Below are 16,936 nucleotides of genomic sequence, written 5' to 3' on the forward strand. Positions count from 1 at the left end.
GCCCGGTTAGACGTGAGGGAACCGGTCCTGATTCTAGGACGGCGTTGCGCAAGAGGCGCGGCGGCGGCGACCACGGTCTTGCCAAAAGCTTGAGCAAAGTAGCAGGCCTTTCGCTGCAGCCTTCGAGTGGCTGCAAGCTGCCCTGGGCCACCGGCGGTTTGTCGGTGACTGCAAAAACACCATACAAATCAACAACTCTTGCGGCGTGGCCGACCGCGATTTTTGGGGCTTGCAAGTTCGCCAGAAACGGCCGTCAAGCGCCTTTGCAGACCGTTGCATTTTTTGTTGCGGCGCGGGATTGTTTTTGCCAGGGTTCGGGCGCATAGTGAAAGCAAGAGAGTTGCCCGTCCGCCGTTTTGCACCCTTGCCAAAGCGGTGTTTTTAACCCCCCTCCAGCCATGGAAAAGGAGTCTCTTTATGAATTTGACGATCAGCGGCCACCATCTTGAAGTGACACCCGCCCTGCGCGGCTATGTGACCAGCAAGCTGGATCGAATTACCAGGCATTTTGATCAGGTAGTAGATGTAAAAGTCCTTTTGACAGTGGACAACATGACGGAAAAGGATAGACGACAGAAAGCGGAGTGCAACGTACGCGTCAAGGGGCGTGATCTGTTTGCCGAAAGTTCACATGCTGATTTGTACGCCGCGGTCGATGAGTTGACCGACAAACTGGACCGCCAGGTCGGGCGTTACAAGACCAAAACCCAGGATCATCACCACGAGACCGTCAAACGGCTGGCGTGATGGGCGGGCGGGATGGTTTTCCCGCTGAAAATTTGAAGCAAAATCTGAAAGCCGCCCGGTCAACGAGGCGGCTTTTTTGCGCCCATCATGCCCCTCTCCTTGCGAAAGTGCATAATTCGGCGACTAAAAGATCGTTATGAACCGTCTTTCGCAAATATTGCCCCCTACCCAAGTGCTGGTGAGTGTTGAAGCCACCAGCAAAAAACGCGCTTTTGAAGAAGCCGGCCTGCTGTTTGAAAATCAGCATGGCCTGAACCGCGCGTTGATCACCGACAGCCTGTTCGCGCGTGAGCGCCTGGGTTCGACCGGTCTGGGCCATGGCGTGGCCATTCCCCACGGCCGTATCAAGGGCCTGAAGGCGCCCATGGCGGCGCTGTTCCAGTTGCGGACCCCGATCGGTTTTGATGCGCCCGACGAGCAAGCGGTGGCCTTGCTGATTTTTCTGCTGGTGCCCGAGGCGGCGACCCAGAAACACCTGGAAATCCTGTCCGAAATTGCCGAATTGCTCAGCGACAGTGCCTTGCGCGAACAACTCAAGGCCAGCACCGATGCGGCCGCGCTGCATCAGCTGATTGCCTCCTGGCAGTCCAGCCACGCCGTCAGCTCCTGACTACATGAGCCCGGTTTTTTCGCGGACTAAGCGGGCATGAAGCCTACCGTCGTCAGTGCCGATGTCCTGTTCGAGGACCACCGCGCCGCCCTGAAGTGGGAATGGATTGCCGGTCTGGGCGCTTCGGAGCGACGCTTTGACGAGGTGGCGGTGCGCGCCGCCCGCTCCGGAGCCGACCTGGTCGGTTACCTCAACTACATCCATCCCTACCGGGTACAGATACTGGGAGAGCGCGAGGTCGCCTACCTGACCAGCGCCAGTCCCGAAGACTGTGCGCGCCGGATTGCGCGCATCGTCACCCTGGAGCCGCCGGTGCTGATCATTGCCGACGGCCAGGTCGCACCCGATACCCTGCTGTCGATGTGCGAACGCGCCCAGATCCCGATGTTTGCGACCAAGGAGTCGGCCGCCTTTGTGATCGACGTGCTCAGGGCCTATTTGTCCAAACATTTTGCCGACCGCACCTCCATGCACGGCGTGTTCATGGACATTCTGGGCGTGGGTTTGATGATTACCGGTGAGTCGGGCCTGGGCAAAAGCGAACTGGGCCTGGAGCTGATTTCGCGCGGCCACGGCCTGGTGGCCGACGACGCGGTGGATTTGTACCGCATCAACCAGACCACCATCGAGGGCCGCTGCCCGGAACTGCTGCAAAACCTGCTGGAAGTGCGCGGCATTGGCCTGCTCGACATCAAGGCGATTTTTGGTGAAACCGCGGTGCGGCGCAAGATGCGGCTCAAACTCATCGTGCACCTGGTGCGGCGCGAGACGCTGGAGCGCGAGTACGAACGGATTCCCTATGAACCGCTGACGCAGGACGTGCTGGGCATTCCGGTGCGCAAGGTCGTGATCCAGGTGGTGGCCGGGCGCAATATCGCGGTACTGGTGGAGGCGGCGGTGCGCAACGTCATTTTGCAGTTGCGCGGCATAGATACCTACAAGGAATTTGTCGACCGGCACCGCCAGGCGATGGAGCGGGGCGGCTAGAAATAAGCCCCTGCGCTTGTCGCTTCGCGCACTGCGCTACCCCTCCTGGGGGCTAATTTTCCTTGGGGCGGCCCGGCGGAAAATTGCTGGCAACCTCCGGTTGCTATCAAATTGATAGCTGTTTGCGCCCGTCCATCAAGGGCTAGAGCCCTATTTTTCTTGAAGCTTTGAGGGAAAGCCGCCTGTCAGGCCACTTCAGCCATGGTGCCGCGGCGAGGTCGGCCGGTTCGGGCACTTGTCCTTGGTGCAGTTGGCGTACATGGACAGCGAGTGGTCGGCAATCGCAAAACCCTTGGCCTTGGCGACCGCGTGTTGGCGTTTTTCAATTTCCGCATCGTAAAACTCTTCGACCTTGCCGCAATCCAGGCACACCAGGTGGTCGTGGTGCTGGCCTTCGTTGATTTCATAAACGGCTTTGCCGGACTCGAAGTTGCTGCGGTTGAGCAGGCCGGCCTGCTCGAATTGGGTCAACACCCGGTACACCGTGGCCAGTCCGATGTCGGAGCGGTCTTCCAGCAAGACCCGGAAGACGTCTTCGGCCGTCATGTGCCGCTGTTTGCCGGCCTGGAAAATTTCGAGGATCTTCAGGCGTGGCAGTGTCGCTTTCAGACCGGTGTTTTTGAGTTCGTCGATGTTGCTCATGGACATATCCTGAGGAAAAGAGGGCATAAAAAAGGGTCGCAAGGCGGGGGCGTCAAAGCCGGCCCGCAGGACAGTGGGGGTGCTCGGGCAGGGCGGCACCCTGCCGCTACAATGATTGATCATATCGCTACACCCTATCCCATGTCTGCAAAATACCGTTACGGCATCCAAACCGCTCTTACCGTTCTGGCGTGCGTCGGGCTGGCCGCCTGCGGCAGCATGAAAAGCGGCTTGAGCGAAAGCAAAGTCAACCCCGTCAACTGGATCACCCCTTACAAAATTGATATTGTCCAGGGCAACTTTGTGTCCAAGGAGCAGGTGGAGCTGCTCAAACCCGGCATGGGCAGGGCGCAGGTGCGCGAAGTGCTGGGCACGCCCTTGCTGACCAGTGTGTTCCACGCCGATCGCTGGGACTATGTATTTACTTTCAGGCGCCAGGGCGCCGAGCCGCAGTCGCTCAAGCTCACCGTGTTTTTCAAGAACGACGCTTTGGAGCGTTTTGAGGGCGACACCATGCCCAGCGAAACTGAATTTGTCTCCAAGCTCGATACCCGCCGCAAGCTCGGCAAGGTGCCGGTGCTGGAGCTGACGGACGAGCAACTCAAGGCCATGGAAAAGAAACCTGCCAGCAGCACTGCGGCCGCCCCGGTGACAACGCCCGCGCCCCTGGCGCCGGCCACCAGCTACCCACCGCTGGAAAGCGCGTCCAAGTGAGCGCGGCCAACATTGCCGGCGGTGCAGCCCGCCTTCGTATTGCCGTGGCCGGTGCCAGTGGCCGCATGGGCCAGATGCTGGTCGAGGCCGTGCGCGCCAGCGACGACTGCCAGCTGACCGGCGCCCTGGATGTGGCCAGCAGCCCGGGCCTGGGCTCCGACGCCACGGCTTTTCTGGGCCATGCTAGCGGCATCGCCATCACGGCAGACCTGACGACCGGCCTGAGCGGCTCGCAGGTGCTGATCGACTTCACGCGGCCCGAAGGCACGATGGTGCACCTGGCCAAATGCCGTGAACTCGGCGTCAAGCTGGTGATAGGCACGACCGGGTTTTCCGACGCGCAAAAAGCCGAAATCGCCGCAGCCGCCAAAGACATCGCCATCGTCATGGCGCCCAACATGAGTGTGGGCGTCAACGTCACACTCAAGCTGCTGGAGATGGCGGCCAAGGCCATGGCCACTGGTTACGACATTGAAATCATCGAAGCCCACCACCGCCACAAGGTGGATGCGCCTTCGGGCACCGCGCTCAAGATGGGCGAGGTGATTGCCGGCGCGCTGGGTCGCGACCTCAAAGACTGCGCGGTTTATGCCCGCGAAGGTGTGACCGGCGAACGTGACCCGTCCTCCATCGGTTTTGCCGCCATACGCGGCGGCGACGTGGTGGGCGACCACACCGTGATGTTCCTGGGGACCGGCGAGCGCATAGAGATCAGCCACAAGTCGTCCAGCCGGGCAGGTTATACGCAAGGCAGTTTGCGTGCAGCGCGCTTTCTGGCCGGCCAGCGTACCGGTCTGTTCGACATGTTTGACGTGCTGAATCTGAAGTGACACGATGAACGTGCTCGCGCTGATCACCCAGGGCGACGCCGTGACTGGCCTGGTGGCGGTCTTGCTGCTGGCGATGTCCGTGGCAAGTTGGGTCGTGATTGTCTGGAAAGCCTGGCTGCTCCAGCGGGCGAGCGGCGATGTGGCGCGCAGCACGGCGGTGTTCTGGCAGTCCACGGCGATCACCGACGCGCAGCAAAAAGTCGCTGCCTTCGACCGTGAAGCACTGGTTCTTCCCCTGATCACCGCCACCAACCTGCAGGCCAGCGGTACCCTGGCCTCGGCCGGCGACAAATCCCAGCAACTGACACGTGTGTTGCGCGATGCCTTGCATGCCGTTTTGAACAAGCTGCAGCACGGTCAGGTCTTGCTGGCCACCGTCGGCTCCACCGCACCGTTTGTCGGCCTGCTGGGAACGGTCTGGGGTATTTACCATGCACTGGTGGGGATGGCCGCCGCCGGCCAGATCACCATCGACAAGGTCTCGGGCCCGGTCGGCGAGGCCCTGATCATGACGGCCGCCGGCCTGGCGGTGGCGATCCCGGCGGTGCTGGCTTACAACATCTTTGGCCGCCGTATCAACCGCATCGAAGCCGATCTGGAAGGGTTTGCGCGCGACCTGCGTGAACTCTTGCTCAGCCGCAAGGATTGACTGTCGTGGGCTTTGGTCGGCTTGAACGCACCCCCGGCGCCCAGCCCATGAGCGAGATCAATGTCACGCCGCTGGTCGATGTGATGCTGGTGCTGGTGGTGATTTTTATCCTCACCGCACCTTTGCTGGCCGGCTCCATCAAGCTCGATTTGCCGAAAAGTGATGCGACCCAGCCGAATGAAGCGCCCAAATACGTCACCTTGGTGGTCGACAAGGCCGGCCAGACCTATCTGAACGATCAGGCGATGACGCCGGCCCAGCTGACCCAGAGCCTGCAGCAAAGCGCCGCACGCAATCCCGACACCGAAGTGCAACTGCGCGCCGATGAAACCGTACCTTATGGCAAGATCGTCGAGGTCATGGGAATGGCCCAAAAAGCCGGGCTGAACCGCATCGGTTTTGTCGCAGATGCCCCGAAAACCGCCGCCACCCCGGCCGCGCCAGTCGTCCGGCCCTGAGCCTGCTGACGCTGCGACCCAGCCCGGCGGGTTCAGCGCCTAAAATCCCTGCAGTCGGCAGCATTGTGCTGCCTTGTCATTTTTTCTTTTCCGTGCGCCATGCAAGACAAATACAACCATCTCGACGTTGAGCGCCATGCGCAAACCCACTGGACTGCCGCGGACGCTTACCGCGTGACCGAAGACACGTCCAAAAAGAAGTATTACGCTTGCTCCATGCTGCCTTACCCCAGCGGCAAGTTGCACATGGGCCATGTGCGCAACTACACCATCAACGACATGCTCACGCGTTACCTGCGCATGAAGGGTTACAACGTGCTCATGCCCATGGGCTGGGACGCGTTTGGCCTGCCGGCCGAAAACGCCGCGCTGAAAAACGGCGTGCCGCCGGCGCAGTGGACTTACGACAACATCGCTTACATGAAGAAGCAGATGAAGGCGATGGGCCTGGCCATCGACTGGAGCCGCGAGATCGCCACCTGCGACCCGAGTTATTACAAATGGAACCAGTGGCTGTTCCTGAAAATGCTGGACAAGGGCATCGCCTACCGCAAGACCCAGGTCGTCAACTGGGACCCGGTGGACCAGACCGTGCTGGCCAACGAACAGGTCATCGACGGCAAGGGCTGGCGCACCGGTGCGGTGGTCGAAAAACGTGAAATCCCCGGTTATTACCTGAAGATCACGGCCTACGCTGAAGAGCTGCTGGGTAGCGTGAGCGGCGGCCTGCCCGGCTGGCCGGAGCGCGTCAAGCTGATGCAGGAAAACTGGATTGGCAAAAGTGAAGGTGTGCGTTTTGCGTTCACGCACGACATCAAAAACAGTTCTGGCGCGCTGATCAGCGACGGCAAGATGTATGTTTTCACGACACGCGCCGACACCATCATGGGTGTGACTTTTTGCGCCGTGGCACCCGAACATCCGCTGGCCGTGCATGCCGCGACCAGCAACCCCCAGCTCGCTGCCTTCATCGAAGAATGCAAGGCCGGCGGCACCACCGAAGCCGAACTCGCCACGCAGGAGAAAAAGGGCCAGCCCACCGGGCTGATGGTCACGCATCCGCTGACCGGTGAACAGGTCGAGGTCTGGGTCGGCAACTACGTGCTCATGAGTTACGGCGACGGCGCGGTCATGGGCGTGCCCGCGCACGACGAACGCGATTTTGAATTCGCCAAAAAATACAAGCTGCCTATCAAACAGGTCACCGATGTCGCTGGCAAAACCTACAGCACGGCGGCCTGGGCTGACTGGTACGGTGACAAGCAGCAGGGCGTGGCGATCAACTCCGGCAAATACGACGGTCTGGGTTTCAAGGACTGTGTCGACGCCGTGGCCGCCGACTTGGCCGCCAAAGGCCTGGGTGAGAAAAAAACCACCTGGCGTTTGCGCGACTGGGGCGTGAGCCGCCAGCGTTATTGGGGCACGCCCATCCCCATCATCCACTGCGAGGAACACGGCGCCGTGCCGGTGCCGGAAAAGACCTGCCCGTGGTGTTGCCGCAGGACTGCGTGCCCGACGGTTCGGGCAACCCCTTGCACAAACACGAAGGGTTTCATGCCGGTGTGGTCTGCCCCGTGTGTGGCAAGGCCGCGCGGCGCGAGACCGACACCATGGACACCTTTGTCGATTCGTCCTGGTACTTCATGCGTTATTGCGACCCGAAGAACGACGAAAAAATGGTGGCCGAAGGCGCCAATTACTGGATGCCCATGGACCAGTACATAGGCGGCATCGAACATGCGATTTTGCATTTGCTCTACGCGCGTTTCTGGACCAAGGTGATGCGTGACCTGGACCTCGTCAAGGTCGATGAACCTTTCACCAAGTTGCTGACGCAGGGCATGGTGCTCAACCACATCTATTCGCGCAAGGGCGCCAAAGGCGGCGTCGAGTATTTCTGGCCGGCCGATGTGGACGATATCCAGGACGAAAACGGCAAGGTCACAGGCGCCAAACTCCGCAAAGACGGGACCATGGTGAACTACGAAGGCGTAGGCACCATGAGCAAGTCCAAAAACAACGGGGTGGATCCGCAGGACCTGATCGAAAAATACGGCGCCGACACGGCGCGTCTGTACACCATGTTCACCTCGCCGCCCGAGGCCACGCTGGAGTGGAACGACGCCGGGGTCGAAGGCAGCTACCGCTTCCTGCGCCGGGTCTGGAATTTTGGCGTCAAGCTCAATGCTATGAATTTGGGAGCTGATGGCGCTCATCCAAAAAGGGCTGGAGCCGTATTTGACAAGGAAGCCCAGGCCTTGCGCCGGGAGGTGCATACCGTGCTCAAACAGGTCGACTACGACTACCAGCGCATGCAATACAACACGGTGGTGTCGGGCGGCATGAAGCTGCTGAATGCGCTGGAAGACTTCAAAGGCCAGACCTCCAGCGGCGCAGCCTTTGCCCTGCGTGAAGGCCTGGGCATTTTGCTGCGTTGTCTGTACCCGGCCACGCCGCACATGGCGCATGCCTTGTGGTCAGACCTCGGCTTTGCGACAGAATACGGTGACCTGCTCGACGCGCCCTGGCCCGAGGTTGATCCCGGCGCGCTGCAGCAGGACGAAATCGAACTGGTGCTGCAGATCAACGGCAAGCTGCGTGGTTCTGTGACGGTTCCCGCCGGCGCCGACAAGGCCGCGATCGAAGCGGCGGCCCTGGCCTCGGAGGCGTTTGTCAAACAAGCCGCCGGTGCCCCGGCGAAAAAAGTCGTCGTGGTGCCAGGCCGGCTGGTCAACATCGTCATCTAAAAGGGATAGCCATGCAGCGTCGCATTTTTTTGGTGGCCGCCGCGGCCTCGGCGGGTTTGAGCGCCTGCGGCTTTGCGTTGCGCAAGGCGCCCAGCTATGCGTTCAAGACCTTGTTTAACAGCGCGCCCGAAAACTCGATGCTGGCGACAGAACTCACCCGAAACCTTGAAGCTGGCGGAACAGTGCGCGTGCTCCGTGACCCGCGCCTGATCAAAGACGCGGACGTGATCTTTGACGTACTGGGCGATCAGCGTGAAAAAACCGTGGTCGGCGTCAACGCCGTCGGCCAGGTGCGTGAGTTCCAGTTGCGCACACGTTTTCGTTTCCAGCTGCGCACGCTGGCGGGCAAGCTGTTGATTCCCCCCGCCGAAATTCTGCTGCACCGCGACATCACCTTCAACGAGTCCGCCGTGCTGGCCAAGGAAACCGAAGAAGCACTGCTCTACCGCGACATGCAGAGCGACATCGTCCAGCAGGTCCTGCGTCGGCTGGCCGCGGTCAAGGAGTTGTGAGCATGATTTCCTGCGCAAGCCATGGCCGCCTGACGGACTGACACTCCATGGAGCCCGACCGCGCCGACCTCAAGCTGCTGGAGTTGCTCCAGCGCGACGGGCGTACCAGCGTGCAGGCGCTGTCGGAGGCGATCCACCTGTCGGCGCGTGCCACACTCAACCGCGTGCGCCGGCTCGAAGCCGAAGGTTTGATCCAGGGCTACCGGGCCCTGGTCAACCGGACCGTGTTGGGTGAGCAGGTGGTGGTTTTTGCCGAGATCGCGCTGAAAGACCAGCGCCAGGCCACGGTACAGCGTTTTCAGACGCGCATGCTGGCCAGTCCCGAGGTGATTGCCTGTTACCAGATCAGTGGACCGTATGACTACCTGGTGCGCATCTGCTGCCGCGACCTGGCGCGTTACCGCGAATTGACCGATGGCTGGCTGGATGACGTCGGCCTGGGCATCGAAAAAATCGTGACCCATACCGAGTGGCAGACCCTCAAGGAATTTGGCGGGTTTCCGTTGCCGGCGGTTAAAAGCTGAGCGTCCGCAATAGTCGTTCTTGTGGCGACTAGGTGGAAGATTTTTCTGCCTCCAGAGGCGCGACCTCCCTGACCAGACTGTTCAGAGCTTGTGCCACCACACCGTGGGTGTCCACGGGCCGCAGCAAACCTTCCTTGAGCAGGCGCTCGCAGCTGCGTTTGGTCATGGAATGGGGTTGACCGCCGTGGCTGACAAACATGAACAGGGTGCCGCGTGTGCTGGCCCAGATCAGTTGCGCGCGCAGCCAATGGCGTTTGGAATACAGGTCCACCCAGCTGCCTTCGCGCAGGCCCAGCAAGACTTGTTCGGGGCTGGGCCCGTCGCCAGATTCAGCGGGGGGCGCTGTCTCCTCCTCTGCCGCCGGGTCGGGTTGCGGCGCCGGCTCGGCGTCGTCGGCCTTGAGTTCGGCAGGCCCGGACGGCACGGTTTCTTCAAAACCAGCGTCGTCCAGTTCTTGCGGCGTCAGCCAGGGCCGGCCGGCGGTTTTGGCTTTTCTCTGTTCGGGGCTGGCCTGCAGAAGGTCGCCCAGTTCCGGGTCCTCGGCCAGCGCCATCTCCAGCGGTGCGGCGGCCGATTCCTCGGCATCGCGGCGGCTGCGCAGGCGGCGCAGCTTGAGCACCGGGCGGTGCAGTTTTTCCATCACCTTGAAAAAAGCTTCGGTCTCGCGCGGGTCTTGCCCCAGCGAGGCCAGGCCAGACTGCAGCTTGCCGAGCAGGCCAGGAATCATCTCGATCAACTGGCCTGGCCGTTTGAGCGTGACCTGGGGCTTGACGCTCCACAACAGGTCGCTGACCAGCGAGCCATAACCACCGGGGTCGATCTGGCGCGCCGTATCGGTCAGGCGGGCATGGGCCAGCACCAGCGCCCAGGGGCCAAACAAAAAGTCCAGCACCACGCCCGGCACCTGGTCCAGGTCGGCGCGCAGGCTCAGGTCGTAGGCGATCTGGTCGGCCTGGCTTTGCCGCTCCTCGGCAAACTGCATGGTCTGGCGCATGTTGCTGCGTTGCGCCTGCTCCTGCTGGTCCTGGCCATCCCACAGGTTTTGCAGTTCACTCAGCGCTGTACCAAAAGGCTGGGCATCGGCGATGTCCTGGGCATTGAGCGCATTGAAGGCCTCACTCACCGACTGGAAAAAGACCACAAATTCCGGGCTGGCGGCATCGTTGTACTTGAAGCTGCGTTGCGCCACCCGTTCCATCAGGCGCCGGCCGGGGTGGTTTTCTTCGCTGAAAAAACGCGAGTCAACCATGGCCAGGCGCAGCAGCGAGGGCTCCAGCGCGACGATGGCCTCGCGCACCGGCACCAGCAGACGCGGGTCTTGCGCGACCTGATTCACCAGTTTGCGCACCACCTCCATGCCTAACACTTGGCCGACACGGGTGGCGTCTTTTTTCAGCTGGGTGCGCACCAGCGCACGTTCGCGGGCGCGCCCGTAAACGCCCCAGACCTGGGAGCTGAGCTGGCTCAACACATCGATGATGCGCGAAGGGTTGTCCTGTCTGTCCTGGGCAGGCAACACCGGCCGCTCGGGGTCGCTGCGTGTGCCGCGGTAATCGTCGTTGGGTGCGGGCGGTGGCTCGGCCTGCAAGGCCGCTGGCGCCGAGTCGGGGCTGGCTTTGAGCGCGCTTAATTCTTCTTCGATGCTCGCGTAATACGAGGGCGCCAGCCCGTGGTTGGCGTTGCTGCCGCCGCGAAACAAGAAGTCCTGGAACAGTTCATCCCGGATTTCGTAATTCGACAGGTCGGCGTATTGCGACGGCACCCTGGCCAAGGGCTCGTCCGATACATAACCCAGGGGGGCAGGGCCTGATGAGCCGGCTTCTGTGCCGACACCGGCCGAGGTTGGCGCTGCGCCGCTGCCTGAGCCTCGGCCGCTGTTGGCCGGCGTCGGCAAGACCCGGTAACTGGCGGCCCGCACCTGGGCCAGCTCCAGCACATTGATCAGGCGTTCGTACACACGTTTGAGTTCGCGCCCCAGCGGTTCGGCCAGGTGTTTGGCCCACAAGGCGCTGACGGTCGGCTCAACCGCCGCGCTGGCCAGCAAGCTGCGCAGGGTGTTTGTATACACCTCGGGCCGCACCGGGTTGAACTCCGGGCTGACATTGACCAGGCCCTGGGCCGAACTCATCAAGGCATCCAGCTCGGCCAGCGCGCGCTCGACCACCGGCAAGACCTGCTGCTGCAGCCGGGAGGACTCAATACTTTCTTCGACCTGGGCGTTGTCCACCAGCGAAAACAGGTCTGCCCCGCTGTGGGCGCGCGCGGACGTTGTCGTCGGGAAGGGCTGGGCCACGGGGTGTTCGCTGGCCGTGTTGTTGAACACTGTCAGCAGCGCCTGCGGGTATTGCGCGCACCAGCTGTCCTTGTTTTTAAGCAGTTCGCGCCAGGCCTGGCCCAAGGCGTCGCGCTCGACGGTTTTCATGCTTTGGGTTTCGGCCACCTGCAGGGCCGCGACCGCATGGTCTATGCAGTGTTCAAGCGCCGGTTTGGCGGCGCTGGCAGCTTCCTGCAGGCAATGGTGAAAAACGTCGGCTTGCAATGCCATCTTGGGCGGCGGGTGGTGTGACAAAGTAAAAGCGTGTTCCGTGATTTTGTTGGCAAAACCCCGGATTTGGTACGAGCTAGGAGTTTGGTCTGAACTGGGGCCCGGCGGATGAAGATGTCGAAGTATCTTGTAACAATTTCTAACCTGCACCGGATCAAAAAGAGGCTGCTTACATCTGGTGGGCTCATCGCCGCGGTATATCGGCTACCTCTGTGGCGCAGTGGGATGCAGCATGAAATAGGCCTCTAGCCCTTTAAGCATGGTCGCAAGCAGCTATGGTTTGAATAGCGTTCCTGATGCCTGAATCCCTGTTTTGCGTGGTTGGTATGGGGGCGGCAATGGAAAAATGCCGCCAAGTGACCCTGTTAAAAAGCCACCACAAACCGTGGCGGTCTGGGGTGGCTGGTGCACCGGCTGTCCCGGCGCTTGGCCCTGTCGGGGCCGCAACTCAAGCGCGGCCAGGGGCGGCGTTGAACATCGCGCTGCTGCGTGCTTGTGTGCCTTCTGCACGCACGTCGCTGCGGCTGCGCTGGCTGGTCCGCGGTGTCATGGTGACCATGCCGCCGTCCACCTGGGTGCTGCTGGTAACAGCGCCTGGCTGCTGCAGGCTCACGGTTTGCATACGCATGGTGCTGTGGGTGGGGCTGCTCGCGAGCGTGCGTGTGGGCTCCAGCGGGTTGTCTGCGCCGGCGGCGAAGGCATTCATGGAGGCCAGGGCGGCAACAGCGATCAGGGCGGAGGAGAGGTGTTTCGAGTTCATGATAAATATCCTTGTTAAAGAGTTACGCGTGAAGAAAACGTTGCTGGTTCAGTTAGGCACCAGCACCCGGTTGACCACGTGGATCACACCGTTCGATTGGTAAACATTGGCAATGCTCACCAGGGCGGTGCCGCCTTTTTCGTCGGTCACTATCAGATTCGGGCCGCTGCTGGTCACGACCAGGGTGTCGCCGCTGACCGTGGTCAACACGGCGCGGCCATTGCCGGCCATCACGCGCTGACTCAGCGCGGCGGCGTCCAGCCGGCCCGACACCACGTGGGCGGTCAGCACCTTGGTCAGCAGGGCTTTGTTCTCGGGTTTGAGCAGCGTGTCCACAGTGCCGGGTGGCAAGGCGGCGAAGGCCGCGTTGGTCGGTGCAAACACGGTGAACGGCCCCGGTGTTTTCAGGGTCTCGACCAGGCCGGCGGCCTTGACGGCGGCGACCAGGGTGGTGTGGTCTTTGGAGTTAACGGCGTTGTCGATGATGTCCTTGCTCGGGTACATGGCCGCGCCGCCGACCATGACAGACGGTTCGCCGGACATATTGCTGCCCGACATACCGCTGTTGGACATGCCGCCGGCGCAGGCGCTGAGAAGGACGGCCACACCGGCTGCAATGATGAGTTTTTTCATAAAAGGCTCCTGATGATTCTTGGGTTGAAAGTCCTGTGGAATCCGCCACAGCGCGTGAGCGTTTTGTTGGGCGCTTGTTGGGAATACGCGGCAGATGTGCGACTGGATGTGGTGGCCACACGCAGGACGAAAAAAAGCACCTCAAAGTGCTTTTCTAAGTGGTTACAAGAAAAATCTGCCGCTGGCCCATATGGGACGGACGCAAGCAGCTATGAATTCAGGAGCAACGCTCAAAGGCTGCTCGCCTTGGCCTTGCGCCTGGCAAGTGCACGCGGCCCCGCCTCAGCGCAGCGCGGCCTCAGTCGCGCAGCCGCTCCGCCACAAACTGGCGGAACAAACCCATGGACGGGGCTTCGGTGCGCCCGGCCAGCGTGACAAACGCAAAACGCGCGCCGCTGGTGAATGGGGGGGGTGGTCACCAGTTCGGAGAGTTGTCCCGCCTCGATGCCGGCGCGTGCAGGCGCCAGGATGCCGAGGTAAATCGCGTCCGAGGCCTTGACCGTTTCGATCAGGCTGGTGATGTCGTCGCAGCGCAGGCTCACGGCCTGCTGCGGGTCGGCTCGCGGGCCGAAGCGGGTGACCAGCAGGTGGGCGACTTCCGTACTCAGGGGGATGCAGGCCAGCGGGTAGCGCAGCATGTCGTCAAACGACACCGGCGCGCCAGCTTGCAGCAAGGGATGGCCGCTGCGGCAGACAAAGCCGGCGCGCAGTTCGGTCAGGTTCTCGATGGCCAGGTCGGGTGCTGGCGCGATGCGGCGAACGTCGACCACCAGCGCGTCCAGCGTGCGCTGGCGCAGCTGCATCAATTGCAACTCGGTCGCCCCGGGTGACACGCTGACCTGCACGCCCGGGTGGTGCTGGGCCATGTGGATCAGAAACGGCGTCATCAGCATCGCGCCGGGTCCCGACCCCAGACCGATGCGGATGGCGCCCAGGTCGCCTTGCTTGAGCAGCTCGGCACTGCGGCGCAGCTCGGCCGCTTCGAAGACCATGCGCCTGGCGCGCACCGCCACGGCCTGGCCCAGCGGCGTGAGTTCGTTGCGTTTGCCGCTGCGGTCTATCAGGCCCGCGCCCAGATCTTCTTCCAGGGCCTGGATGCTGCGGCTCAGGGCTGACTGCGTGAGGTGTTGCCGCTCGGCGGCGCGGCTGAACGAGCCGGTCTCGGCCACGGCCAGCAGGTGTTCGAGTTGTTGAAGGTTCATGGTCCAGGCGCATCAAATGAGCAAAATGAATAGTAATCACAAAAATAATGCATTGGACACATTAAATCGGGCTATCTAGCATTCGTGAGGTGCACCCGCTGCACCCATTCAAGTATTACAAGGAGACATCTCATGAACGCATTCAAGAAACCCAGCCTGCTGCTGGCCGGCCTGTTGTTGGCCGCTGGCGGCGTGCTCGCCCAGAGCTACCCGAGCAAGCCTGTCAACCTGATGGTGCCCTACCCCGCTGGCGGGCCGTCCGATGCGCACGCGCGCATCTTCACCGTGCCGCTGGGCAAGGAACTGGGCCAGTCGGTCATCGTCGAAAACCTCGGCGGCGTCAGCGGCGCGCTGGCGGCGCAGAAGGTGCTGGCCGCACCGGCCGATGGCTACTACCTCTTTCAGGGCTCGCCGAACGAGTTGATCCTGTCGCCGCTGGCCAACGCCGCCGTGAAGCTCAAGACCGAGGACTTCCGCCTCGTGCATCCGGCGAGCGATGCGGTGATGGTCTTCGTCGCGCGCAAGGACTTGCCGGCCAACAGCGTCGACGAACTGATCGCGTTGGCGCGCAAGTCGGGCGACAAGCCGCTGACTTACGGCAGCGTGGGCATAGGCTCGCTCTACCACCTGATCCTGGAGGACGTGCAGCAGCGCGCCGGCATCAAGCTGATCCACGCGCCCTACAAGGGCAATGCGCCTTTGATGCAGGACATAGGCGGCGGATCGGTCGATTTCGCCGTGCTGGTGTACAGCGCGGCGATGGGGGGGCTGGCCGACCAGGGCCGGGTCAAGATCATCGGCCAGCTCGGCGCGCAGCGCTCTGAATTGCTGAAGAATGTACCCGCCGTCAGCGAAGGTAAGGAACTGAAAAACTTCTCCTATGGCATCTGGAGCGGCTTCTTCGTGCCGAAGAACACGCCGGAAGCCGTGGTCGAGCGCTTGCACAAGGCCATCGGCACCACGCTGCAAGACCCCGCTGTGCGCTCGCAACTGGCGGCGCAAACGGCTCTGGCATCGTCGCCCACGTCACTGGCCGACGGGGCGAAGTACTTCGCGGCCGAAACCGCGAAGTACCGCGCCATCGCCAAGGCGATCAATCTGCAGCCGCAGTGAGCGCCCGCATGAGCACGCATTTACTGGAGGCGCTGAGCGAGAAGGCCGATGAGTTCATAGCCCTGCGGCACGACATCCACCGCCACCCCGAGCTGGCCTTCGACGAACACCGCACCTCGGCCCTGGTGGCCGACAAGCTGCAAAGCTGGGGTTACGCGGTCGAGCGTGGCCTGGGCGGCACCGGTCTGGTGGGGCGCCTGGTGCGCGGCGACGGCCAGCGCCGGCTGGGCCTGCGCGCCGACATGGACGCGCTGCCCATCTTCGAGGCCACCGGCCTGCCGCACGCCAGTTGCCACGCCGGCGTGATGCACGCCTGTGGCCACGACGGCCACACCGCCATGCTGCTGGCCGCCGCGCAGCACCTGGCGCAGAGCAGGAATTTTTCCGGCACCTTGAACCTGATCTTCCAGCCGGCCGAAGAAGGCGGTGGCGGCGCGCTGCGCATGATGGACGACGGCCTGTTCGAGAAGTACCCCTGCGACGCGGTGTTTGCCATGCACAACATGCCCGGCACACCGCAGGGCCGGCTGGTGCTGCGCGAAGGCGCCACCATGGCCTCGTCGGACTACGCCACCGTCACGCTGACCGGCGTCGGTGGCCATGGCGCCATGCCGCACCAGGCGACCGACCCCATCGTGGCGGCGGCCAGCATCGTCATGGCGCTGCAGACCATTGTTTCGCGCAACATCGACCCGCTGCAGATGGCGGTGGTCACCGTGGGTGCGCTGCACGCCGGCAAGGCCAACAACGTGATTCCGCAAAGCGCGACGCTGGAGCTCAGCGTGCGTGCGCTGGACCGCGAGGTGCGCCGCAAGCTCGAGCAGCGCATCAAGGCGCTGATCACCGCGCAGGCCGAAAGTTTTGAGGTGAGGGCGCAGATAGCCTGGCGGCCCGGTTATGCCGTGCTGGTCAACACGCCAGAGGAAACCGCCTTCGCGCGCGAAGTGGCCCTGGAACTGGTCGGGGAGGAGCGCGTGACCCGGCAGGGCCTGGCCTTGTCCGCTAGTGAAGACTTCGCTTTCATGCTCGAGCGCGTGCCCGGCAGCTATTTGTTTATCGGCAACGGCGATGGCGACAGCGCTGGCGCCTGCATGGTGCACAACCCCGGTTATGACTTCAACGACGCGAATCTGCCCATAGGTGCGGCCTACTGGGTGCTGCTGGCGCAACGTTTTTTGGTCTGAGTCAGCGGCAGCACCGTCAAAAACGGTGGTCGAGGACGTCGTTTTTTTGACGCGCCCAGCGTGGGCGCGATCTTGGCGG

The 16,936-nt window shown here is 62.4% G+C and carries 15 protein-coding genes and 2 pseudogenes; 12 read left to right on the forward strand and 5 right to left on the reverse strand.

Features of this window, described 5'->3' with window-relative positions:
• The first annotated feature begins 417 nt into the window (after positions 1–417).
• The 3 genes from hpf (at position 418) to hprK (ending at position 2,344) form a co-directional block, all read left to right on the forward strand.
• Entirely contained in the window at positions 418–747 is a 330-nt protein-coding gene (gene hpf, locus ACHMXK_RS22815) for a ribosome hibernation-promoting factor, HPF/YfiA family (protein ID WP_318404144.1), read from the forward strand.
• A 136-nt stretch (positions 748–883) separates the two neighbouring features.
• Complete coding sequence (gene ptsN, locus ACHMXK_RS22820; protein WP_397442986.1) at positions 884–1,357, forward strand: PTS IIA-like nitrogen regulatory protein PtsN; 474 nt, start codon at positions 884–886, stop codon at positions 1,355–1,357.
• A 36-nt stretch (positions 1,358–1,393) separates the two neighbouring features.
• The gene (gene hprK, locus ACHMXK_RS22825) at positions 1,394–2,344 is read left to right on the forward strand and encodes an HPr(Ser) kinase/phosphatase (protein WP_397442987.1); all 951 of its coding nucleotides are present in this window, start codon (positions 1,394–1,396) and stop codon (positions 2,342–2,344) included.
• Between the two features lie 195 nt (positions 2,345–2,539).
• Here hprK and fur read toward each other — a convergent pair whose 3' ends face one another.
• Positions 2,540–2,986: a ferric iron uptake transcriptional regulator gene (fur, locus tag ACHMXK_RS22830; protein ID WP_318404148.1), complete on the reverse strand. Its 447-nt coding sequence runs from the start codon at positions 2,984–2,986 to the stop codon at positions 2,540–2,542.
• A 141-nt stretch (positions 2,987–3,127) separates the two neighbouring features.
• On the opposite strand from fur, the gene ACHMXK_RS22835 reads away from it, so the two are divergent.
• The 7 genes and pseudogenes from ACHMXK_RS22835 (at position 3,128) to ACHMXK_RS22865 (ending at position 9,420) form a co-directional block, all read left to right on the forward strand.
• Positions 3,128–3,700 carry an outer membrane protein assembly factor BamE gene (locus ACHMXK_RS22835; protein ID WP_397442989.1) on the forward strand — a complete coding sequence of 191 codons (573 nt, stop codon included), beginning with the start codon at positions 3,128–3,130 and terminating at the stop codon, positions 3,698–3,700.
• Complete coding sequence (gene dapB, locus ACHMXK_RS22840) at positions 3,697–4,530, forward strand: 4-hydroxy-tetrahydrodipicolinate reductase (RefSeq protein WP_397442990.1); 834 nt, start codon at positions 3,697–3,699, stop codon at positions 4,528–4,530. Before ACHMXK_RS22835 ends, dapB begins: the two co-directional genes overlap by 4 nt.
• Positions 4,531–4,534: 4 nt before the next feature.
• On the forward strand, positions 4,535–5,179 hold the full coding sequence (locus ACHMXK_RS22845; protein ID WP_397442991.1) for a MotA/TolQ/ExbB proton channel family protein: 645 nt from the start codon (positions 4,535–4,537) through the stop codon (positions 5,177–5,179).
• Positions 5,180–5,184: 5 nt separating this feature from the next.
• Positions 5,185–5,637 (forward strand): ExbD/TolR family protein, encoded by a 453-nt coding sequence (locus tag ACHMXK_RS22850; RefSeq protein ID WP_397443113.1) that lies wholly within the window; start codon positions 5,185–5,187, stop codon positions 5,635–5,637.
• Positions 5,638–5,736: 99 nt separating this feature from the next.
• Positions 5,737–8,384, forward strand: a pseudogene (gene leuS / locus ACHMXK_RS22855) (leucine--tRNA ligase).
• An 11-nt stretch (positions 8,385–8,395) separates the two neighbouring features.
• A complete protein-coding gene (lptE, locus tag ACHMXK_RS22860) occupies positions 8,396–8,896 on the forward strand; it encodes an LPS assembly lipoprotein LptE (protein WP_397442992.1) in 501 nt (166 codons plus the stop codon).
• Positions 8,897–8,943: 47 nt separating this feature from the next.
• Positions 8,944–9,420 carry an Lrp/AsnC family transcriptional regulator gene (locus tag ACHMXK_RS22865; protein WP_397442994.1) on the forward strand — a complete coding sequence of 159 codons (477 nt, stop codon included), beginning with the start codon at positions 8,944–8,946 and terminating at the stop codon, positions 9,418–9,420.
• Positions 9,421–9,448: 28 nt separating this feature from the next.
• On the opposite strand, the gene ACHMXK_RS22870 is transcribed toward ACHMXK_RS22865, so the two are convergent.
• From ACHMXK_RS22870 to ACHMXK_RS22885, 4 genes and pseudogenes are all read right to left on the reverse strand, one after another.
• Entirely contained in the window at positions 9,449–11,965 is a 2,517-nt protein-coding gene (locus tag ACHMXK_RS22870) for a DUF1631 family protein (protein WP_397442995.1), read from the reverse strand.
• A gap of 448 nt (positions 11,966–12,413) precedes the next feature.
• Positions 12,414–12,725: a hypothetical protein gene (locus ACHMXK_RS22875; protein WP_397442996.1), complete on the reverse strand. Its 312-nt coding sequence runs from the start codon at positions 12,723–12,725 to the stop codon at positions 12,414–12,416.
• 48 nt (positions 12,726–12,773) lie between these two features.
• Positions 12,774–13,358, reverse strand: coding sequence for a fasciclin domain-containing protein (locus ACHMXK_RS22880; protein ID WP_397442997.1), 585 nt, complete (start codon positions 13,356–13,358; stop codon positions 12,774–12,776).
• Positions 13,359–13,656: 298 nt separating this feature from the next.
• A pseudogene (locus ACHMXK_RS22885) lies at positions 13,657–14,560 on the reverse strand (LysR family transcriptional regulator).
• A gap of 132 nt (positions 14,561–14,692) precedes the next feature.
• Between ACHMXK_RS22885 and ACHMXK_RS22890 the strand changes: the two are divergent.
• Positions 14,693–15,673, forward strand: coding sequence for a tripartite tricarboxylate transporter substrate binding protein (locus ACHMXK_RS22890; protein ID WP_397442998.1), 981 nt, complete (start codon positions 14,693–14,695; stop codon positions 15,671–15,673).
• Between the two features lie 8 nt (positions 15,674–15,681).
• The gene (locus tag ACHMXK_RS22895; RefSeq protein ID WP_397443000.1) at positions 15,682–16,857 is read left to right on the forward strand and encodes a M20 aminoacylase family protein; all 1,176 of its coding nucleotides are present in this window, start codon (positions 15,682–15,684) and stop codon (positions 16,855–16,857) included.
• The last annotated feature ends 79 nt before the right edge of the window (positions 16,858–16,936 follow it).

The sequence above is a fragment of the Polaromonas sp. UC242_47 genome (genome assembly GCF_044452385.1).
Taxonomy (GTDB): Bacteria; Pseudomonadota; Gammaproteobacteria; order Burkholderiales; family Burkholderiaceae_C; genus Polaromonas.